Here is a 19,752-nt window from a genome sequence, read left to right on the forward strand (position 1 = left end):
ATGCATTGGACGGATCAGCGGGACCGTCCGTAGGTTCGAGGCATGTCTCCCGCCAGTACCGGGGCGTCCACGATCGTGGTCGCCGCTTCGCCCGCCCGCTCGACCGCCCCCGCCCCCGCCTCCGCCTCCGCCGCCCCTTCCGACTCACGTCTGGCCCCCGGCGGCCCCGGCTACCGCCGGATGAGCTTCGCGCTCTTCCTCGCCGGCGTGGCGACCTTCGCCCTGCTGTACTCCACGCAGGCGCTCCTGCCGCTGATCTCCGACGACTTCGGGGTGGCGGCGAGTCAGGCGAGCTGGACGGTGGCGGCGGCGACCGGCGGGCTGGCGCTGTTCGTCCTGCCGATGAGCGCCCTGTCGGAGCGCTACGGCCGCCGCACCGTGATGACGGCCTCGCTGGCGGTCGCGGTCGGCGTGGGCCTGCTGGTCCCGTTCGCGCCCTCCCTGGGCTGGCTGGTCGTGCTGCGGGCGGTGCAGGGCGCGGCGCTGGCCGGGCTCCCCGCCTCGGCCACGGCCTACCTCGCGGAGGAGGTCCGGCCGAAGGCGCTGGTCACGGCGATCGGTCTGTTCGTGGCCGGCAACAGCGTCGGCGGGATGAGCGGCCGGGTCATCACCGGCTGGGTCGCGCAGGAGTGGGGCTGGCGGATCGCCGTCGGCGTGATCGGCGCGCTGGCGGTGGCCTGCGCGGTCGCCTTCCGGCTGCTGCTGCCTGCGCCGCGCCACTTCACGCCCGGATCCCTGGCGCCCCGCGTCCTGGTCCGGACCGTCCGCGGCCACCTCGCCGACCCGCTGCTGCGCCGGCTGTACGCGATCGGCGCGCTGTTCATGACCGTCTTCGGCGGCGTGTACACGGTGATCGGGTACCGGCTGACGGAGGAGCCGTTCTCGCTTCCGCAGGGCGTCGTCGGCTCGATCTTCCTGGTGTATCTGGTGGGCACGGTGTCCGCGTCGACGGCGGGCCGGCTGGTCGGCCGGCTGGGGCGGCGCGGCGCGCTGTACCTGGCGGGCGGCACGACCGCCGCGGGCCTGCTGCTCTCCCTCGCGGACTCGCTGGCGTCGGTGCTGCTGGGCCTGGTCCTGATCACGGCGGGCTTCTTCGCGGGGCACGCGGTGGCGTCGTCGGCGGTCAGCAGGACCGCGACCACCGGCCGCGCCCAGGCCTCCGCGCTCTACCAGTCCGCGTACTACGTCGGCTCCAGCGCGGGCTCCACCGTCGGTGCGATCGCCTTCCACTCGGGCGGCTGGTCCGGCACGGTCGGCGTCGGCCTCTTCGCGGTGCTCGGCGTCGTCGCGATCACGGTGGCGGGCACGCGCGCGGCGCGCCGGGAGGCGCCGGCGGCCGCCTGACCGCCCTCCCTCGTTCCCGTTCCTGCCTGTTCAGAGCCCGTTGTCAGTGGTCGCGGATAGCCTCCGCGACCACTGACCGGTTTCTGGCACAGGGGGTTTTCATCCATGGAGTTCCGGATCGACCGCGGTGATCTCGTCGAGGCCGTGGGATGGGCGGCCCGCGCGCTGCCGGCCCGCACGCCGGTGCCGGTGCTGGGCGGTCTGGTGCTTCAGGCGTCGGCGGGGACGCTGGCCGTGTCGGGGTTCGACTTCGAGACGGCCGCGCGCATCGAGGCGGACGCCGAGGTGGGAACCGGCGGCCGGGTGCTCGTCCTCGGGCGGCGGCTGCTGGACATCTGCAAGGTGCTGCCGGACGGGCCGGTGAGCTGTGCGCTGGAGGGGACGCGGTTCACGGTCGAGGCGGGCGGCACCGGCTTCGGCCTGTCCACCCTCCCGCACGAGGAGTACCCCTCCCCGCCCGCGCCCCCGCAGGCGTACGGCGCCGTCGACGCGGCCGCGTTCGCGACCGCCGTCGCGCAGGTCGCCGTGGCGGCGGGTCGCGACGACACCCTCCCGGTGCTGACCGGCGTCCAACTGCGCCTGGAAGGCGACGAGATGGCGCTGTCGGCGTCGGACCGCTACCGGTACGCGGTGCGGCGGCTTGAGTGGAAGGCGGAGCCGGAGGCGGCGGGCGCGGGCGTGGTGGAGACGCTGCTGCCGGCGCGGCGGCTGCTGGACGCGGCCCGGTCGCTCGCGCGGTGCGGCACCGTGCGGATCGGCCTCGACGGGGCTGCCGGGAGCGGACCGGTCGGGTTCGGGGGCGGGCGGATGCGGACGGTCCTGCGGCCGCTGGACGGGCGGCTGCCGTCGTACGGGAAGCTGTTCGACATGGGAGAGGCCGTGGTGGCCGAGGTGGAGTGCGGGGCGCTGACGGAGGCCGTGCGCAGGGTCGCGGTGGTGGCGGAGACGAACAGCCCGGTGCGGCTGGACTTCACGGCGGAGTCGGTCCTGCTGCGCGCCGGATACGGCGACGACGTGGCGGCGCAGCGGCTGCCGGCCCGGCTGACCGGATCCGAGGACGTCACGGTCGCCTTCAACCCGGCGTATCTCCTGGACGCGCTGTCGTCGTTCGGGGCGGCGCGGCTGCGGATGGAGCTGCTGGGGACGGGCCAGCGGACGCTGCTGAGCGCGGCGGACGCGCCGGAGAGCCACCGGCACCTTCTGATGTCGGTCAGGCAGCTGGTCTGAGGGGCGGCCGCAAGGCCCGGACGGGGCGTTCCACCTGCGCTTTCGTCGACTCGGCAGGCCATTGTCAGTGGGCTGCGGTAGCTTCCGAAGTGCTGGGCGCGAAGACGCGTGACAGGACGGCCACAGGGGTGGGTGTGCGATGGGCGACAGCACGGCGACGACGACGGACCTCGACGTCGCACTGGAGAAGCACCGGACGGAACTGACCGGTTACTGCTACCGCATGCTCGGCTCGTCCTTCGAGGCGGAGGACGCGGTGCAGGACACCATGGTGCGCGCCTGGCGGAGCTACGACAGGTTCGAGGGCCGTTCCAGCCTGCGCTCCTGGCTGTACCGGATCGCGACCAACGTCTGTCTGGACATGCTGTCGGCCGGCAACAAGCGGGCCCGGCCGATGGACCTCTCCGGGCCCACCCCCCTCGCCCGGGCCGCGCTCTCGCCCCGCCCCGACCACACCTGGCTGGAGCCGATGCCCGACGCCCGCGTGCTGCCGACGGTGGAGGACCCGGCCGAGGCGGCGGTCGCGAAGGAGTCGGTGCGCCTCGCGTTCATGGCCGCGCTGCAGCAGCTGCCGCCGAAGCAGCGGGCGGTGCTGATCCTGCGGGAGGTGCTGGCGTGGCGGGCGAGCGAGGTCGCCGAGCTGCTGGACACCAGCGTCGCCTCGGTCAACAGCGCGCTGCAGCGGGCGCGGGCCACGCTGTCCGAGCGGAAGGAGTCGGGCGCGGACGCGGCGGTGTCGGATCCGCTCGACGAGGAGCAGCGCAAGCTCCTGGACCGCTATGTGGCGGCGTTCGAGGGCTATGACATGACGGCGCTGACGGCCCTGCTCCACGAGGACGCCGTCATGACGATGCCGCCGTTCGACCTGTGGCTGACCGGGCACGACGACATCACCGGCTTCATGACCACGCTCGGCTCCGCCTGCGAGGGCTCGCGGCTGCTGCCGGTCCAGGTCAACGGGCTGCCGGGGTTCGCGCAGTACAAGCCGGACCCGGAGAAGGGCGGGTTCGCCCCGTGGGCCGTGCAGATCCTGGAGATCTCAGACGGCCGCCTCACCGGGTTCCACTTCTACCTCGACACCCAGCGCTGGTTCCCCCTCTTCGACCTCCCCCTCCACCTGGACGGGGATTCCGACGAGGTCGAGCAGGGCGCGTAGCGCGGGGTCGGGGCCGCGCAGCCGTATGCGGCCCCCGGCCCGCCGCGCGGCCAGCTGGAGCCGCGCCAGCAGATCGACGGCGAGGAGCCCCGGCGGTCCGATCCCGGCGACGTCGCAGACCACGACCCCGGTCTCGGTGCCGGCCAGCAGCGCGCGCACGGCGTCGCCCAGCCCTGCCGCCTGCCCTCGGGTGACGGGGCCGGTCAGGGTGAGCACGGGGGGTGTCGTCGCTTCCACGATCGGTAGACCGCGCGCAACGCCCCGACTCATCGGAGGCGGCCGCGGGGACCTACTCGGCGGGGAACTCGCTCGTGTCGATGACGAGGTCGAAGGGTGCGGGAAGCTTGAGCGGCTCGCCGAACTTGGCTGTGCTCAGCAGGCGGTAGACGTCGCCGCGCGGTTCTCCGTAGAGCGTCGCGCTGGGGCCTTCGGGAGCCCAGCGGTCGACGAGGAGGTAGAAGGGGATGCCCGCGGTGGCGTAGGCGGCGGGTTTGCTGATGCGGTCATGACGGGCGTTGGACTTCGAGGTGACCTCGACGACGAGCTCGGCCAGTCCGGCCGGGATGTGGCTGTCCGCCTCAATGTGCTCCCGCACGGGCGCCACCACGAGATCCGGGATGAGCATGCCCAGCCGCGACGGCACGGCGATGGCCAGCGTCTGGAAGATCCCCCAGTCATCGGGGATGACGGAGTAGAGGCGGCGCTGAATACGTGCCGCGATGATGTTGTGGCGGTAAGCGGGAGCAGGTGACACGGTGATGATCCCCTCGATGATCTCCACCTTGCTGCCCTCGGGCCATTCCATCTCCTCCCAGAACCGGACGAGGTCGTCCCAGTTCTGCTCGGGGTCGTGGCCCACGGTGAGTGCGCCCATGGCAGTCTCCTAGATCGGTGCGTCACCGAGTCCAGCATGCCGAACGGGACCGGCGGAGGTCCACCGATCCCGTTCACCCGAAAGGGGGCTGTGACACCGATGGCCTCCGGCCGCAAGCCAGGTCAGGTCCGGGCGCGCTTGGTCAGGCGATGCGCTCCAGCACGACCGGGGAGGCCGTGAACGGGGCCCGGGGCGGCGATGTCACTAGCCGGCCGGGAAGTCTGCGGTGTCGAGCTTCAGTCCGAAGGGCTCGGGCAGCTCGACGGTGTCGCCGAACTTGCCCGCCCGCAGGACGCGGTAGACGTCCCCCTGGGGTTCCCCGTACAGGGTGACGGTGGGTCCGCCCGGTGCCCAGCTGTCGATGAGGAGGTACAGCGGGACGCCGGCCTGGGCGTATCCGGCAGCCTTCCGGATACGGTCGTTGCTCGCGTTGGCCTTGGAGGTGATCTCGACGATCAGCTCGGCCTCGGACGCGGGGACGCAGTTGCCCGCCTCCGTCCGCAGAACCTCCTTCGGCGCCACCGCGATGTCCGGGATGTAGAGCCCCACACGAGACGGCACCGCAGTGCCCAACGACTGATAGATGCCCCACTCCCGTGGGATTACCCGATACAGCTCTCGCTGGACCTGGTCCGCGATGTCGTTGTGGGCGTTGGACGGCGGTGGTGCCACGGTGACGATCCCCTCGATGATCTCCACCTTGCAGCCCTCCGGCGCGTCCGTCTCCTGCCAGATCCGGACGAGGCCGTCCCACTCATGGCCTCCGGCCGTCGAATGGTCGACCGTGAGTGCGCTCATGGCGGTCTCCTTGATCGGTGCGTCACCGAGTCCAGCATGCCGAACGGGACCGGCGGAGGTCCACCGATCCCGTTCACCCGAAAGGGGGCTGTGACACCGGTGGCCTCCGGCCACAGGCCAGGTCAGGTCCGGTCGCGCCTGGTCAGGCGATGCGCTCCAGCACGACCGGGGACGCCGTGAACGGGGTGCCCGCGGCCGCGATGTCGTAGGAGCCGTCCACCGCGTCGAGCGCGTACGCGAAGCGCTCCGGAGTGTCCGTGTGGAGCGTCAGCAGGGGCTGGCCCTCGCGCACGGTGTCGCCGGGCTTGGCGTGCAGCTCCACTCCGGCGCCCGCCTGCACCGGGTCCTCCTTGCGGGCGCGGCCCGCGCCGAGGCGCCAGGCGGCGATGCCGATGTCGTAGGCGTCGAGACGGGTCAGGACGCCCGAGGCGCCCGCCTTCACCACGTGCTGTTCCTTCGCGATGGGCAGCGCGGCGTCCGGGTCGCCGCCCTGGGCCGCGATCATGCGCCGCCAGACGTCCATGGCCGAGCCGTCTGCCAGCGCCTTCGCCGGGTCGGCGTCCTTGACGCCGGCCGCGTCGAGCATCTCGCGGGCCAGGGCGATGGTCAGCTCCACGACGTCCGCCGGGCCGCCGCCGGCCAGTACCTCCACCGACTCGCGGACCTCCAGGGCGTTGCCCGCGGTGAGGCCGAGCGGGGTGGACATGTCCGTCAGCAGGGCGACCGTCTTCACGCCGTGGTCGGTGCCGAGGCCCACCATCGTCGAGGCGAGCTCACGGGCGTCCTCGACGGTCTTCATGAAGGCGCCGGTGCCGACCTTCACGTCCAGGACCAGCGAGCCGGTGCCCTCGGCGATCTTCTTGGACATGATGGACGAGGCGATCAGCGGGATGGCCTCGACGGTGCCGGTCACGTCCCGCAGCGCGTACAGCTTCTTGTCGGCCGGGGCGAGACCGTCGCCCGCGGCGCAGATCACGGCGCCGGTGCCGTCCAGCACGGACAGCATCTCCTCGTTGGAGAGCAGTGCGCGCCAGCCCGGGATCGACTCCAGCTTGTCCAGCGTGCCGCCGGTGTGGCCGAGGCCGCGGCCGGAGAGCTGCGGGACCGCCGCGCCGCAGGCCGCCACGAGGGGGGCCAGGGGCAGCGTGATCTTGTCGCCGACGCCGCCCGTGGAGTGCTTGTCGGCGGTCGGGCGGGACAGGGCGGAGAAGTCCATGCGTTCGCCGGAGGCGATCATCGCGGCAGTCCAGCGGGCGATCTCCCGGCGGTTCATGCCGTTGAGCAGGATGGCCATGTTGAGGGCGGCCATCTGGTAGTCGGCGACCTCACCGCCGGTGTACGCGTCGATGACCCAGTCGATCTGCTCGTCGCTGAGCTCACCGCGGTCCCGCTTGGTGCGGATGACGGAGACGGCATCCATCGACAATTGCGTCATGGCTTTCCTTCCGGTGGTGCAACGGTGGTGCACCGTGGTGCGACAAGACGGGGAGAAAGTGCGCGGCCCCTCTGCGGTTGTCAGAGGGGCCGCGCGGGAGTCACCTGGTGAGGTGGTCCGGGCCGAAGGCCTGCGGAAGCATCTCGGCGAGCGGCAGGATTCCCGCCGGCGTCTCCAGCAGGAGACCGGGTCCGCCGAACTCGTACAGCAGCTGGCGGCAGCGGCCGCACGGGACGAGGACCTCGCCGCGGCCGTCCACGCAGGTGAAGTGCGTGAGCCGGCCGCCGCCGGTGTTCTGCAGCTGCGAGACCAGCCCGCACTCGGCGCACAGGCCGAGCCCGTAGGAGGCGTTCTCGACGTTGCAGCCGGACACGATCCGGCCGTCGTCGACGAGCGCCGCCACACCGACCGGGTAGCCGGAGTAGGGGGCGTACGCGTGGGACATGGCCTCGCGGGCCACCTCGCGCAGCGCCTCCCAGTCGACGGCGGGCGCTGTCACTTGCCCTGGCCCTTGCGGTAGCGCATGCCGTCGGCCCGTGGCATGCGCAGCCGCTGCGCGGACAGCGACAGCACCAGCAGGGTGACGACGTACGGGGTGGCGCCCACGAAGTCGCTCGGGACCTCGTCGGTGAACAGGTACCAGACCAGGACGAGCGCGGCCACCATGAGGCTGATCCCGGCCTGCCAGTGCGCCTTGCGGTACAGCTTCCAGCCGGCCAGGCCCGCGAGGAGCACGACCAGCAGGAGCAGCAGCGCGTGGACGGTCTCGCCGCCGTTGCGCAGCTGCAGCGCGTCGGAGTAGCCGAACAGGCCCGCGCCCATGGCCAGACCGCCGGGACGCCAGTTGCCGAAGATCATCGCCGCGAGGCCGATGTAGCCTCGGCCGCCGGTCTGGCCCTCGAGGTAGGTGTGCGAGGTGACCAGGGCGAGGAAGGCGCCGCCGAGACCGGCGAGGCCGCCGGAGACGGCCACGGCCGCGTACTTGTACTTGTAGACGTTGACGCCGAGGGACTCCGCGGCGATCGGGTTCTCACCGCAGGAGCGCAGCCGGAGGCCGAACGGGGTGCGCCACAGCAGCCACCAGCTGCCGACGAAGAGCAGGAAGGCGAGGAGCGTCACCACGGACAGGTCGGTGACCAGACCGCCGAGGATGCCCGCGATGTCGGAGAGCAGGAACCAGTGGTGCTTCTCGACGGACTGGAGGGCCTCCGAGAGGCCGGGCACGTCGATGTGGGGCAGGGACTCCACGGGCGGGGACTGCTTGGGGTTGCCGCCCGCGTCGGCCGGCTTGCCCTCCGAGAAGAACAGCTTCGCGAGGTACTGGGTGATGCCGAGCGCCAGCAGGTTGACCGCGACGCCGGAGACGATGTGGTCGACGCCGAAGGTGACGGTCGCGACGGCGTGCACCAGGCCGCCGAGGACGCCGAAGCCGACGCCGCACAGCAGACCGAGCCAGGGGTTGGACTGCCAGCCGATCCAGCCGGCGCCGAAGGTGCCGAGGATCATCATGCCCTCGAGGCCGATGTTGACCACACCGGACCGCTCGGACCACAGGCCGGCCAGACCGGCGAGGCCGATGGGCACGGCGAGGCCGAGCGCGGCCGAGACCTGGCCCTCGGAGGTGAGCTGGTTGGCGCCGGTGATGATGCGGACCACGGCGACGAGCACCAGCGCGGCGGCGATGATCGTGAGGATCCGGCCGACCGAGCGGCCCGACCGGCCGCCGGTGTCCGCCTTGGGCGCCGCGGGGGGCGGCGTGTCGGTCATCGTGGCAGTCATCACGCCACCTCCTGCTTCTGGGTCGGGGCGGCGGCCTGGGCGGCGAGCTCGGCGCCGACCCGCTGCTGCTGGCGCTTGAGGCCGTAACGCCGGACGAGCTCGTAGGCGATGACGACGCACAGCACGATGACGCCCTGGATGACGCCGAGGATTTCCTTGTCGTACCCCTCGAACTCGAGGTGGTTGGTCGTGCGCTCCAGGAAGCCCCAGAGCAGTGCGCCGAGCGCGATCCCGACCGGGTTGTTGCGGCCGAGCAGGGCGATGGCGATGCCGGTGAAGCCGATGCCCGACGGGAAGTCGTTGCTGAACTGGTGGCTGTCGTTGAGCAGGGTCGGCATGCCGATCAGACCGGCCACGGCACCCGAGATGACCATGCTGGTGGCGACCATCTTCTTGACGGAGACACCGCTCGCGGTGGCCGCGCTCTCGGACTGGCCGACGGTGCGCAGGTCGAAGCCGAACCGGGTGCGGCCGAGCACGAACCAGTAGGCGACGCCGACGAGGATCGCGACGACGATGAAGCCCCACAGCACACCGGCCGCGCCGGTGTCGATGCTGAAGAAGTACGACGACTTCGGCAGCGGGTCGGTCGAGACGACCGTGCCGCCGCTCTGCAGCTCTGCGAGCTTCCCCGGCTGCAGCAGGTAGGCGATGATCGCGGTGGCGATCGAGTTCAGCATGATCGTCGAGATGACCTCGCTGACGCCTCGGGTCACCTTGAGGATGCCGGCGATGGCCGCCCACAGGGCGCCGGTCGCCATGGCGCACAGGATGATCAGCGGGATCGCGATCCAGCCGGGCACGGTCAGCGCGCCGCCGAGGACGGCGGCGACGAACGCAGCGAGCCGGTACTGGCCGTCGACGCCGATGTTGAACAGGTTCATGCGGAAGCCGATGGCCACCGCGACGCCCGCCAGGTAGTACGTCGTCGCCTTGTTGAGGATGTAGACCTGGCTGTCGCTCGCGGAGCCGTAGGTCAGCATGTCGCTGAAGGCCGCGCCCGGGTTCTTGCCGGTGGCGAGGATGACCAGGGCGGTGACGACGAGCGCGGTGACGATCGCCAGCAGCGGGGCCGCGACCCCGAGGAGCAGCCGCTCCTTGTCGATCCTTGCGGTCAGCTTTTTCATCGGGCGTCGTCCTCTGCGTGCTCCAGGTGGCCGGTGGCCGCACCCGTCATGGCGGAGCCCAGCTCCTCGGGGGTGATCGTGGCGGGATCGGCGTCGGCGACCAGCCGGCCGCGGTACATGACCCGCAGGGTGTCGGAGAGCCCGATGAGCTCGTCCAGGTCGGCGGAGATCAGCAGCACGGCCAGGCCCTCGCGGCGCGCCTCGCGGATGTGGTCCCAGATCGCGGCCTGCGCGCCGACGTCCACACCGCGGGTGGGGTGGGCGGCGATGAGGAGCTTGGGCGCGTGGCTCATCTCGCGGCCGACGATCAGCTTCTGCTGGTTGCCGCCGGACAGCGAGGCGGCGGTCACGTCGATGCCGGGCGTGCGGACGTCGTACGCCTGGACGATGCGCTCGGTGTCGGTGCGGGCGGCCTTGATGTCGAGCAGCTGGCCGCGCGAGTTGGGCCGCTCGGTGACATGGCCGAGGATGCGGTTCTCCCACAGCGGCGCCTCGAGGAGCAGGCCGTGGCGGTGGCGGTCCTCGGGGATGTAGCCGACGCCGGCCTCGCGACGGTGGCGGGTGGGCACGTGGGAGATGTCGGCGCCGTCGAGGGCGATGACGCCGGCGTCCGGAGCGCGGATGCCCATGATCGCCTCGACCAGCTCGGACTGGCCGTTGCCCTCCACGCCGGCGATGCCGAGGACCTCGCCCTTGTGGATGGTGAAGGAGATGTCGTCGAGGATGATCCGCTCGACGCCGTCGAGGTCCGTCTGCGTCAGGTGCAGCCCGTCCAGCTTCAGCAGCGGGACGTCCGTGACCGTGGACTCCTCGGTCTCCGGCGTGGGCAGTTCGCTGCCGACCATCAGCTCGGCGAGCTGCTTGGTGGTGGTGTTCTCCGGCTCGACCGTGCCCACCGTGGTGCCGCGCCGGATGACGGTGATCTCGTCGGCGACGGACAGCACCTCTCCCAGCTTGTGGGAGATGAAGATGACGGTGAGGCCCTCGGCCTTCAGCTCGCGCAGGTTGTCGAAGAGGGCGTCGACCTCCTGCGGCACCAGGACGGCCGTGGGCTCGTCGAGGATGAGGGTCTTGGCGCCGCGGTAGAGGACCTTGAGGATCTCCACGCGCTGGCGGTCGGCGACGCCGAGCTCTTCCAGGAGGACGTCGGGCCGGACGTTCAGCCCGTACGCGTCGGAGATCTCCTTGATCTTCGTCCGGGCCTTGCCGCCGATGCCGTGGAGCTTCTCCGCTCCGAGGACGACGTTCTCCAGGACGGTGAGGTTGTCGGCGAGCATGAAGTGCTGGTGCACCATGCCGATGCCGCGCTCGATGGCGTCGGCGGGGTTGCTGAACGTGACCTGGTCGCCGTTCACGGTGATGGTGCCCTCGTCCGGCTGCTGCATGCCGTAGAGGATCTTCATCAGGGTGGACTTGCCGGCGCCGTTCTCACCGCACAGGGCGTGGACGGTGCCGGTGCGAACCGTGATGTCGATGTCGCGGTTGGCGACGACGCCGGGGAATCGCTTGGTGATGCCGCGCAGTTCGACGGCAGCGGGAGGGCTGGACGCGTTGATGGCGCACTCTCCTCGGGGAAAAGGGGCTGCGTAGGGGAGGGCAGGCGTCGGCGACGCTAGCGCGGCAACTCCGTGCTACACGCGTAGAGTTGACACATTGTTATGGCTCGACGAGGGGGTTGTCGAACACCCCCTCGTCGAGCCGGGGTCAGGCGGCGACCATCAGGTCACGGGGTGGTCTTGACCTTGATGGAACCGTCGACGATCTTCTGCTTCGCCGCGTCCAGCTGGGTCTTGATGTCGTCGATGAAGCCACCGCTGGTGGCGAGCGAGACACCGTTCTTGGCGAGCGAGTAGTTGTTGACGCCCGTCAGCGGCTTGCCGTCGTGGACGGACTTGACGAAGTCGTACACACCGACGTCGACGTTCTTGACCATCGAGGTCAGGATCGAGGCCTTGTACTTGGCCAGACCCGGGATGTTGTACTGGTCGGAGTCCACGCCGATGGCCCAGGCGCCCTTGACGCCGTTGACGGCCTCGATCGCGCCGTTGCCGGAGGAGCCGGCCGCCGAGTAGATGACGTCGGCGCCGTTGTCGAGCATGCCCGACGCGGCGGCCTTGCCCTTGTCGGGGCTGGCGAACCCGGAGAAGTCCGAGCCGTGGCTCAGGTACTGGGTGTCGACCTTGACGGCCGGCTTGGTGTCGTGGACGCCCTGGGTGAAGCCCGCCTCGAACTTCTTGATCAGCGGAACGTCGACGCCGCCGATGAAGCCGACGTGGTTCTTCTTGGTCTTCAGCGCCGCGGCGACACCGGCCAGGTACGAGCCCTGCTCCTCGGTGAAGGTGATGCTGTCGACGTTCTTCGCTTCGACGACCGAGTCGACGATGCCGAAGCTGACCTTCGGGTACTTCGCGGCGACCTTGGTCATCGAGGCGGCGTAGGAGAAGCCGACGCCGACGATGGGGTTGTAGCCGGCGTCCGCCAGGTCGGTCAGACGCTGCTCGCGGTCGGCCTCGGTGTCGGAGGTCTTGGCGGTCAGCTCCTTGATCGAGCCGCCGAACTCGGCCTTGGCCTTGTCGGCGCCGCGCGCGGCGGAGTCGTTGAAGGAACGGTCACCACGACCGCCCACGTCGAAGGCGAGACCGATCTTGACGCCCGAACCGCCGCCGGAGGAGGCGGAGGACGAGCTGCTGCTGTCGTTCTCGGAGGAGGTGCTGCCACATGCAGTGGCAGTCAGTGCGAGAGCTGCGGTTGCGATACACGCAGCGGAAAGCTTGGCTACCCGGCGCACGGGAAGGCTCCTTCACCTGACCTGAGCGCCTTGTCGGCGCTTGATGTGAGCACCATGCCAGTGCCCGGGCCTGGACGCCCCGATCGGCGTTGGCTTCGCGGCATCGTAACGCGCGTAGATGTCAGAAAAACACCCCTCGCGACGCCGTTATCGATTCGAGCTGAACGCCGTCTGAACTCGGTACCTTGCGGCTTCACGCCGATGATTTCGAACCGGGGACGAATGGCTTACAACAGGGTTGCGCCGAACGGCGGAACGCCCATGTGAGGGCCGTTCCGCCGCCGTGGACTCACCTGTCGGCCGCGTCCAGCAGGGCCGCCGCCGTGAAGAGCTCGACACCGACGGTGATCGCCGACTCGTCGGCGTCGAAGTCGCCCTGGTGCAGGTCGCGCACGGTGCGCTCGCCGGGCGGGCGCACGCCGAGCCGGGCCATCGAGCCGGGGACCCGCTCCAGGTACCAGGAGAAGTCCTCGCCGCCGAGGCTCTGCTCGGTGCCCTCCACGGCCGACTCTCCGCGCCGGGCCACCATGGCGTCCCGCAACAGGGCGGTGACGTCCCCGTCGTTGACGACCGGCGGGACGCCCCGCACGTAGTTGATCTCCGACTTGGCCCGGTGCAGGTTGGCCACCTCGTCGATCGCCGCGACCACGATGTCCGGCGCCTGGCGCCACGCCTCGAGGTCCAGGCAGCGGACGGTCCCGGACAGCTCGGCGTGCTGCGGGATCACGTTCGGGGCGTGGCCGCTCTCGATGCGTCCCCAGGTGACGGCCAGTCCGGCGCGCGTGTCGACCCGGCGGCCGACCAGCGCGGGCACGTCGGTGACGACCCGGGCGGCAGCCGTGACGAGGTCGGTCGTCAGGTGCGGGCGCGCGGTGTGGCCGCCGGGCCCGTCCAGGGAGATCTCCAGCCGGTCGCAGGCCGAGGTGATGGCGCCCTCGCGCAGACCGACCTTGCCCGCGTCGACCCGGGGGTCGCAGTGCACGGCGATGATCCGGCCCACGCCGTCCAGCGCGCCCTCGGCGATGACGTCGGCGGCGCCGCCGGGCAGCACCTCCTCGGCGGGCTGGAAGATCAGCCGCACCGGCCGCGGGAGCCGGCCCTGCCGGTGCAGCTCCGCCAGGACGAGGCCGGCGCCGAGGACGACGGTGGTGTGCACGTCGTGGCCGCAGGCGTGCGCGCGGTCAGGGACGGTGGACCGGTAGGCGCACTCGGTCTTCGTGTCCGGGATGGGCAGCGCGTCGATGTCGGCGCGCATCGCGAGAACGGGGACGCCGTCGACCGCCGCGCCCTCCGCCCCCACGGTCCCGATGTCGCAGATGAGGCCGGTGCCGACGGCGAGCACGCGGGGCCGCAGTCCCGCCTTCTCCAGGCGGGCCTTGATCGCGGCCGTCGTGCGGAACTCCTGGTTGCCCAGCTCAGGGTGCATGTGCAGGTCGCGGCGGAAGGCCACGAGCTCGGCGCGCAGCGCCTCCGGCAGGGTGCCGGGAAGGGCACCGGGGAGCACGGCTTCCCCTGAGGGATCGGCCTCGGACTCTCGGGACATCAGTTGCTTCACCCTCTGAAGGGTAGGACGCCTGGGCGGTCGACCGACCTACGATCAACAAAACTTCAACCCGTCAGGCGAAGAAAAGTCGGCCGCGCGGCGCATGGCTGCTGTGCGGGATGGGTAAACTCGCCGGCTTTCGGGGTCGGCAACCCGCACTTCTTCCTTTCTCTCACGGATACCACGGACCACCAATGGCACGCCGTGCCAGTCCACCTACCGGAACCGATCCTGAAATCATCACCTCCGCGCAGCGGTCCCGCCACACAGGGCGACCCGGCCGGTCCGGCCGGGGAGGGCGGGCACGACGCGAGCGTGGCGGCCCCGCACGGAGAACGGGCGGAGCCCCGGCGGAGGTCGTGGGCCGGTGGACGCCCGCCCCGCTCAGAAGGCGTCCGTCAGAAGGCGTGCGTCAGAAGGCGTCCGACGGCACGTACGTCCCCCAGACCTCCCGCAGGGCGTTGCACACCTCGCCCACCGTCGCCCGGGCCCGCAGCGCGTCCTTCATCGGGTACAGGACGTTGTCCTCGCCCTGCGCCGCCTTCCTCAGGGCGTCGAGGGCGACGTCCACGGCCGCCCGGTCGCGCTCCGCGCGGAGCCGGGCCAGGCGCTCCGCCTGCTGCGCCTCGATGGCCGGGTCGACGCGCAGGGGCTCGTACGGCTCCTCCGCGTCGAGCCGGAAGCGGTTGACGCCGACCACGACCCGCTCGCCGGAGTCGGTCTCCTGCGCGATCCGGTAGGCGGACCGCTCGATCTCGTTCTTCTGGAAGCCGTGCTCGATGGCCGTCACCGCGCCGCCGAGGTCCTCGACGCGGCGCATGAGACCGACGATCGCCGCCTCCAGGTCGTCCGTCATCCGCTCCACGGCGTACGAGCCCGCGAAGGGGTCGACGGTGGCCGTCACGTCCGTCTCGTGGGCCAGGACCTGCTGGGTGCGCAGGGCGAGCCGCGCGCTCTTGTCGGTCGGCAACGCGATGGCCTCGTCGAAGGAGTTGGTGTGCAGCGACTGGGTGCCGCCGAGCACCGCCGCCAGACCCTGGACGGCGACCCGGACCAGGTTCACCTCGGGCTGCTGGGCCGTCAGCTGGACGCCGGCGGTCTGCGTGTGGAAGCGCAGCATCAGCGACCTGGGGTTCTTCGCACCGAACTCCTCCTTCATCACCCGCGCCCAGATCCGGCGGGCGGCGCGGAACTTCGCGACCTCCTCGAGCAGCGTCGTGCGGGCCACGAAGAAGAAGGACAGCCGCGGTGCGAAGTCGTCCACGTCCATGCCGGCGGCGACCGCCGTACGGACGTACTCGATGCCGTCGGCCAGCGTGAAGGCGATCTCCTGCGCGGGCGACGCGCCCGCCTCCGCCATGTGGTAGCCGGAGATCGAGATGGTGTTCCACTTCGGGATCTCGGCCCGGCAGTACCTGAAGATGTCGGCGATCAGGCGGAGCGAGGGCTTCGGCGGGAAGATGTACGTCCCGCGTGCGATGTACTCCTTCAGCACGTCGTTCTGGATCGTGCCGGTGAGCCGGCCGGCCGGGACGCCCTGCTCCTCGCCGACCAGCTGGTACATCAGCAGCAGCAGCGCGGCAGGAGCGTTGATCGTCATCGACGTCGACACCTGGTCCAGCGGGATCCCGTCGAACAGCACCCGCATGTCCTCGACCGAGTCGATCGCCACGCCGACCTTGCCGACCTCGCCGTGCGCGATCGGGGCGTCGGAGTCGTGACCCATCTGGGTGGGCAGGTCGAAGGCGACCGAGAGGCCCGTGGTGCCGTGGGCGATCAGCTGCCGGTAGCGGGCGTTGGACTCGACGGCCGTGCCGAACCCCGCGTACTGGCGCATCGTCCAGGGGCGGCCCGTGTACATCGACGGGTAGACGCCCCGGGTGAAGGGGTACGCGCCCGGCTCCCCCAGCCGCTCCGAAGGGTCCCAGCCGGCCAGGTCCCGCGGGCCGTACACCGGCTCGATGGGCAGTCCGGACTCCGACTCACGCGCCATGGGTGCAGGCCTCCCGCCGGGCGGTCGCGGCGGCCGCCCCTGGTATCCGACCGAGTACCCGTCAGTCTGCCGGGCGGTTCACGACTCGTCATCCGGACGGGAGGCGGAGGTGGAGTGACGGGAGGGGAGAGAGGTATGGGGCGCGAGCGGGACCGGGGGAACGTGTCCCGCCCGCGCCGAGCGCACGAGCCGAAGGTACGGGGGGAACCCCCGGCTCTGTGCTGGGGCCGATGACCAGTCGGCTCACTCGGTACTGCGTACCGGCCGCGGAAAATGTCACACCCGCCGCAGAAGAATTTTCAGCGACCTGAAAACCGCAGGTCAGCCGTGGTGTCCGGGACCGCCGCCGGAACCGCCGCCGTCGCGGCCGTGTGCCTGGCCCTGACCGTGCCCGTGTTCCTGGCCCTGACCGTGCCCGTGCCCCCGGCCGTGTCCGCGGCCGTGCCCGTGGCCCCCTCGACCCGGGTCGTCGTCGTCGGAGCCGCCGCGGCCGCCCGTGTCGTCGGAGCCCTTCTGCCCGGCCTTGGCACCGCCCCCGCCACCGTGGCCCGACTGTCCCTTTCCGGTGTCCCGGCCCGCCGAGCCGCTCCCGGTGCGGACGCCGTCGAGCAGGGCTGCGCAGTACGCCTGGACGCGCTGTGCGCCGCCCGCCAGCTTCTCCAGGCGTCGGCGGCGTTCACGGTCCAGGGTCTTGCCGGCGCCGAGTTCACGGCAGGAGGAGGTCACGCCGGACGACCGGCCGCCACGGGCCTGCGGGGCGCTTGAGGCGTCGTCGCCCGCGTCGCCCTTCCCGGCCGTACCCCGGTCCGCGGCGCTCGCGCCGGGCTTCGGCGCGGACCCCGCGCCGTCGCCGGCCGAAGGGGTCGGGGAGGGCGAGCCGAGCGGACGGCCGTCGGAGGGCGCGGGGGCGGAGACGGACGCCACGGGCCGCCCGGGTCCCTCATCGTCGAACGGCGTCGGCAGATACCCGGCCGCCGTCGCGGCCGACACCCCGCCGACCATCCCTACGGCCAACGCGGCGGCCAGCCCCAGCCGCACGGGCCGGCCCCGGCGCGGACGACGTCCGCTCTCCCCGGCCCGCCCGCCGATGCGGACCAGCCCCGCGTCGCCGCCGCCGTCCCGCGCGGGCGCACCCGGGGCCACGGCACGGGCCGCGCGGCCGGCCCGAGCGCCCTGACCCGCACGCCCGGCAACGCCGGAGAAACCCGCGGAACCCGCGGCACCCGTGAGACCGGGCCGGGCCGCGAGGTCATGGCGGTCGGCCTGGACCTTGCGGAACGCGGCGAGGGCCGCGGCCTCGCCGGGCAGCTCCTCGTCCGCGGGCGGCGGGGCGGCGGCCGACGCCGAGAGCGCGCCGAGCGTTCTGGCGAGGCGTTCGGCCTCTTCCCGGGCCGTGCCGGCGACAGCGTTGTCGGGCGACTCACCGCGCAGCAGACGCTCCGACGTCTCGCGGTCGAGCCACCTGTCGTGCTTGTCGGCCATCACATGTCCCTCTGCGTCCGCGTGCGCACATGCGTCACACCGGCGGACGTCACGGTACGGGAACGCGTTCCTCGCTGGGGCGGCAGCGCGTCGAGCACGCCGGCCGTCTCCGGGTCGTCGCCGAGCAGCTCGGCGAGTTTCTTCAGGCCTCGATGGGCGGCGGTGCGCACCGCGCCGGGCCGCTTGCCGAGCGTGTCGGCGGCCGTCTTGGCGTCCAGTCCCATGACCACCCGCAGGACGACGGCTTCGGCCTGGTCCTGCGGCAGCCGGGCTATGAGGCCGAGGGTGCGGCCGGTGGCCAGCGCCTCGATGGCCTCGCCCGCGGTGTCCGACTCGGCGGCCCGGCCGGCCAGCTCGGTCTCGTCGCCGACCGTCGCCGGGCGTCTTCCGCGCATCCGTATGTGGTCCAGGGCGCGGTTGCGGGCGATCCGGGCGGCCCAGCCGCGGAAGCGGTCCGCGTCGCCGGCGAACCGCTCGAGGTCCCGGGCGATCTGCAGCCACGCCTCGGACGTCACGTCCTCGGCGTCGGGATCGCCGACCAGTGTGCGCACGTATCCCAGCAGCCGCGGGTGCACGGTGCGGTACACGGTCCGAAACGCGGTCTCGTCCCCGTGCTGTGCCGCGAGCACCGCGGCTGTCAGCTCCGCGTCGTCCCCCACGTCGTGGTTCCTCGGTCGATGCTTCGCGGTCTCGGGACCGCAGGTCGTAGCGGTGGTCTTCCGCTTGGCCGTCCGGCGCGAAAGGCACGTTACGACCTGAAACCGCCGCCCGTCCATGTTCATAGAACATGCAACTGGTTCGTGACGCGCGCAAGGTGTGACGGAAACCGCACTCCTGGCGCTGTAGGGAGTACGGGTCGCCGCGCGGCCCGTGCCGCGCGACGGCCGGGGCCTCTCCTGTGGGGGGTGGCGGCTCCGGCCGTTGCCTCGGTCGCGACGCCCCCGCCCGCTCACCGCGGGCCCGCACCCGGGCCGCGTGCGCCGAACACGCCCCCGGTCACGTCCTCCGTGGCACCCGCGGTCACCGGCTCCCGGGGACCGCGTCCCGGCACATCAGGCGCAGCGAGCCATGGCCGCCGAAGCAGCGGCGGGCCTCGTCGAGGGGCTCCCACAGGCGGCCGTCGGGGGTGCGGACCCAGTGGTCGCCGCCGGACGCCCACCACTCGGCGCCGGACCGGCGGACGATCACCTCGCCGGCGTAGGCGCCGAGTCCGCGCAGCAGGTCCTCGACGGAGGCGGGCGCGGCGCCGGTGCGCCGCAGTTCCGCGATCCACCGGTCGACGCGCCACAGGCTCTGCGGCGAGTGGTCGAGGTGCGGCCGCACGCCGTCGGGCGCGGCGGCCACGGCCTCCGCCGCCCATCGCACGGGCCTGGCCGCGGCGGAGGGCCGGGCGGCCGGACGGGGCTGTCCGGCCTGTTCGGTCTGCTCTGTCGTCTTGCGGGTCACACTCCATTGAGCGAGGCCGGCGCGTGTTCCGTCACGCGATCGAGCGGCGGACGCGAGACCGGTGCAGGACCGCCCCAGCTCCGCCGCGAAATGCTCACGATCGTCCACGAGCCCGCCGCGACACCACCGCGCGCAGCACCCGGCGCCCCTCCGTGGACACCTCCAGCGCCCGCCGCAGTCCGCCCGCGCCGTGACCGGCGAGCACTTCCAGGACGATGACCTGGCGGCGCAGTTCGGCGGCGACGAGGGGCGACATGCCCGCCGTGCGGCCCTCGCGGCCGGAGTCGACCGGGCCGGCGTCCGCCGCCGGGTCGAGCAGGCGGTGGATCTGGAGCGAGGCGACCGAGCAGGCGTCGGCCCAGGTCCGCACCTCGGCGGCGCGTCGGTCGGCCGGAGCGGCGGCCAGCATGCGGTGGACCAGCAGCACGGCCTCGTCGCCCTCGCCCTCGGGAGAGTCCAGCTTGGCGCGCGTCTGCTCCAGCAACTGGCCCCAGTCGGCCGCGTCGGAGGCGTCCGCGAGGTTTCCCCACAGCGGGCGCAGGGTCTCGTCGTCGCCGCCGAGAAGGGGCACGCACCGGTCCAAACAAGCCAACCCGCTGGCGGCCAGTCCGCGTTCGTCGGCCTGCGCGATCAGTTCCACCAGGCTCATGCACGCCTCCCTCGCCAGGGCCCGACCTGACGGAGCCCGCACTTCCCCTTACTGCGTGCGACGGCCCGGGAGTGTCACAGGAGATCTTTTCGGCCAACCCCGAGGGAGCTC

At 72.0% G+C, this 19,752-nt stretch carries 18 protein-coding genes; 3 read left to right on the plus strand and 15 right to left on the minus strand.

Annotated features, from left to right (window positions below):
- Positions 1–42: 42 nt before the first annotated feature.
- The 3 genes from OHS82_RS16945 to OHS82_RS16955 all read left to right on the plus strand — a co-directional run bounded on the left by OHS82_RS16945 (position 43) and on the right by OHS82_RS16955 (position 3,727).
- Positions 43–1,344, plus strand: coding sequence for an MFS transporter (locus tag OHS82_RS16945; protein ID WP_328434099.1), 1,302 nt, complete (start codon positions 43–45; stop codon positions 1,342–1,344).
- Positions 1,345–1,449: 105 nt separating this feature from the next.
- The gene (gene dnaN, locus OHS82_RS16950) at positions 1,450–2,571 is read left to right on the plus strand and encodes a DNA polymerase III subunit beta (protein ID WP_057584538.1); all 1,122 of its coding nucleotides are present in this window, start codon (positions 1,450–1,452) and stop codon (positions 2,569–2,571) included.
- Between the two features lie 139 nt (positions 2,572–2,710).
- Positions 2,711–3,727 (plus strand): sigma-70 family RNA polymerase sigma factor, encoded by a 1,017-nt coding sequence (locus tag OHS82_RS16955; RefSeq protein WP_057584539.1) that lies wholly within the window; start codon positions 2,711–2,713, stop codon positions 3,725–3,727.
- Here the strand turns inward: OHS82_RS16955 and OHS82_RS16960 are convergent.
- The 15 genes from OHS82_RS16960 to OHS82_RS17030 all read right to left on the minus strand — a co-directional run bounded on the left by OHS82_RS16960 (position 3,611) and on the right by OHS82_RS17030 (position 19,641).
- Positions 3,611–3,997, minus strand: a complete 387-nt coding sequence (locus OHS82_RS16960; RefSeq protein WP_157876482.1) for an STAS domain-containing protein — start codon at positions 3,995–3,997, stop codon at positions 3,611–3,613. The two genes, OHS82_RS16955 and OHS82_RS16960, sit on opposite strands and share 117 nt — an antisense overlap.
- A 19-nt stretch (positions 3,998–4,016) precedes the next feature.
- Positions 4,017–4,601 carry a Uma2 family endonuclease gene (locus tag OHS82_RS16965; protein ID WP_328434100.1) on the minus strand — a complete coding sequence of 195 codons (585 nt, stop codon included), beginning with the start codon at positions 4,599–4,601 and terminating at the stop codon, positions 4,017–4,019.
- 204 nt (positions 4,602–4,805) lie between these two features.
- The gene (locus OHS82_RS16970) at positions 4,806–5,399 is read right to left on the minus strand and encodes a Uma2 family endonuclease (protein WP_057584541.1); all 594 of its coding nucleotides are present in this window, start codon (positions 5,397–5,399) and stop codon (positions 4,806–4,808) included.
- 142 nt (positions 5,400–5,541) lie between these two features.
- Positions 5,542–6,819: a thymidine phosphorylase gene (locus OHS82_RS16975; RefSeq protein ID WP_328436074.1), complete on the minus strand. Its 1,278-nt coding sequence runs from the start codon at positions 6,817–6,819 to the stop codon at positions 5,542–5,544.
- 115 nt (positions 6,820–6,934) lie between these two features.
- Positions 6,935–7,333, minus strand: a complete 399-nt coding sequence (locus OHS82_RS16980) for a cytidine deaminase (RefSeq protein WP_057584543.1) — start codon at positions 7,331–7,333, stop codon at positions 6,935–6,937.
- The gene (locus OHS82_RS16985; protein WP_057584544.1) at positions 7,330–8,613 is read right to left on the minus strand and encodes an ABC transporter permease; all 1,284 of its coding nucleotides are present in this window, start codon (positions 8,611–8,613) and stop codon (positions 7,330–7,332) included. The genes OHS82_RS16980 and OHS82_RS16985 overlap by 4 nt, the downstream gene beginning before the upstream one ends.
- Complete coding sequence (locus OHS82_RS16990; protein ID WP_057584545.1) at positions 8,613–9,740, minus strand: ABC transporter permease; 1,128 nt, start codon at positions 9,738–9,740, stop codon at positions 8,613–8,615. The genes OHS82_RS16985 and OHS82_RS16990 overlap by 1 nt, the downstream gene beginning before the upstream one ends.
- Entirely contained in the window at positions 9,737–11,263 is a 1,527-nt protein-coding gene (locus tag OHS82_RS16995) for an ABC transporter ATP-binding protein (protein ID WP_242433459.1), read from the minus strand. The genes OHS82_RS16990 and OHS82_RS16995 overlap by 4 nt, the downstream gene beginning before the upstream one ends.
- A 200-nt stretch (positions 11,264–11,463) precedes the next feature.
- Complete coding sequence (locus tag OHS82_RS17000; protein WP_057584764.1) at positions 11,464–12,528, minus strand: BMP family lipoprotein; 1,065 nt, start codon at positions 12,526–12,528, stop codon at positions 11,464–11,466.
- A 289-nt stretch (positions 12,529–12,817) separates the two neighbouring features.
- Entirely contained in the window at positions 12,818–14,071 is a 1,254-nt protein-coding gene (locus tag OHS82_RS17005; protein WP_328436075.1) for an amidohydrolase, read from the minus strand.
- Positions 14,072–14,483: 412 nt separating this feature from the next.
- The gene (locus tag OHS82_RS17010; protein ID WP_057584548.1) at positions 14,484–16,064 is read right to left on the minus strand and encodes an acyl-CoA mutase large subunit family protein; all 1,581 of its coding nucleotides are present in this window, start codon (positions 16,062–16,064) and stop codon (positions 14,484–14,486) included.
- A gap of 321 nt (positions 16,065–16,385) precedes the next feature.
- Positions 16,386–17,546 (minus strand): hypothetical protein, encoded by a 1,161-nt coding sequence (locus OHS82_RS17015; RefSeq protein ID WP_328434101.1) that lies wholly within the window; start codon positions 17,544–17,546, stop codon positions 16,386–16,388.
- Positions 17,546–18,205 (minus strand): RNA polymerase sigma factor, encoded by a 660-nt coding sequence (locus OHS82_RS17020; protein ID WP_057584550.1) that lies wholly within the window; start codon positions 18,203–18,205, stop codon positions 17,546–17,548. Before OHS82_RS17020 ends, OHS82_RS17015 begins: the two co-directional genes overlap by 1 nt.
- A 361-nt stretch (positions 18,206–18,566) precedes the next feature.
- Positions 18,567–18,992, minus strand: a complete 426-nt coding sequence (locus tag OHS82_RS17025) for a hypothetical protein (RefSeq protein ID WP_328434102.1) — start codon at positions 18,990–18,992, stop codon at positions 18,567–18,569.
- A gap of 94 nt (positions 18,993–19,086) precedes the next feature.
- Positions 19,087–19,641: a hypothetical protein gene (locus OHS82_RS17030; RefSeq protein ID WP_328434103.1), complete on the minus strand. Its 555-nt coding sequence runs from the start codon at positions 19,639–19,641 to the stop codon at positions 19,087–19,089.
- Between the last annotated feature and the right edge of the window lie 111 nt (positions 19,642–19,752).

Origin of the sequence: Streptomyces sp. NBC_00425 (assembly GCF_036030735.1) — a bacterium.
GTDB lineage: Bacteria > Actinomycetota > Actinomycetes > Streptomycetales > Streptomycetaceae > Streptomyces.

Excerpts from the sequence above, each read along its gene's own strand:
- OHS82_RS16945 (WP_328434099.1), top strand. The coding sequence starts at position 43 with ATGTCTCCCGCCAGTACCGGGGCGTCCACGATCGTGGTCGCCGCTTCG.
- dnaN (WP_057584538.1), top strand. The coding sequence starts at position 1,450 with ATGGAGTTCCGGATCGACCGCGGTGATCTCGTCGAGGCCGTGGGATGG.
- OHS82_RS16955 (WP_057584539.1), top strand. The coding sequence starts at position 2,711 with ATGGGCGACAGCACGGCGACGACGACGGACCTCGACGTCGCACTGGAG.
- OHS82_RS16960 (WP_157876482.1), bottom strand. The coding sequence starts at position 3,997 with ATGAGTCGGGGCGTTGCGCGCGGTCTACCGATCGTGGAAGCGACGACA.
- OHS82_RS16965 (WP_328434100.1), bottom strand. The coding sequence starts at position 4,601 with ATGGGCGCACTCACCGTGGGCCACGACCCCGAGCAGAACTGGGACGAC.
- OHS82_RS16970 (WP_057584541.1), bottom strand. The coding sequence starts at position 5,399 with ATGAGCGCACTCACGGTCGACCATTCGACGGCCGGAGGCCATGAGTGG.
- OHS82_RS16975 (WP_328436074.1), bottom strand. The coding sequence starts at position 6,819 with ATGGATGCCGTCTCCGTCATCCGCACCAAGCGGGACCGCGGTGAGCTC.
- OHS82_RS16985 (WP_057584544.1), bottom strand. The coding sequence starts at position 8,613 with ATGACTGCCACGATGACCGACACGCCGCCCCCCGCGGCGCCCAAGGCG.
- OHS82_RS16990 (WP_057584545.1), bottom strand. The coding sequence starts at position 9,740 with ATGAAAAAGCTGACCGCAAGGATCGACAAGGAGCGGCTGCTCCTCGGG.
- OHS82_RS17005 (WP_328436075.1), bottom strand. The coding sequence starts at position 14,071 with ATGTCCCGAGAGTCCGAGGCCGATCCCTCAGGGGAAGCCGTGCTCCCC.
- OHS82_RS17010 (WP_057584548.1), bottom strand. The coding sequence starts at position 16,064 with ATGGCGCGTGAGTCGGAGTCCGGACTGCCCATCGAGCCGGTGTACGGC.
- OHS82_RS17015 (WP_328434101.1), bottom strand. The coding sequence starts at position 17,546 with ATGGCCGACAAGCACGACAGGTGGCTCGACCGCGAGACGTCGGAGCGT.
- OHS82_RS17030 (WP_328434103.1), bottom strand. The coding sequence starts at position 19,641 with ATGAGCCTGGTGGAACTGATCGCGCAGGCCGACGAACGCGGACTGGCC.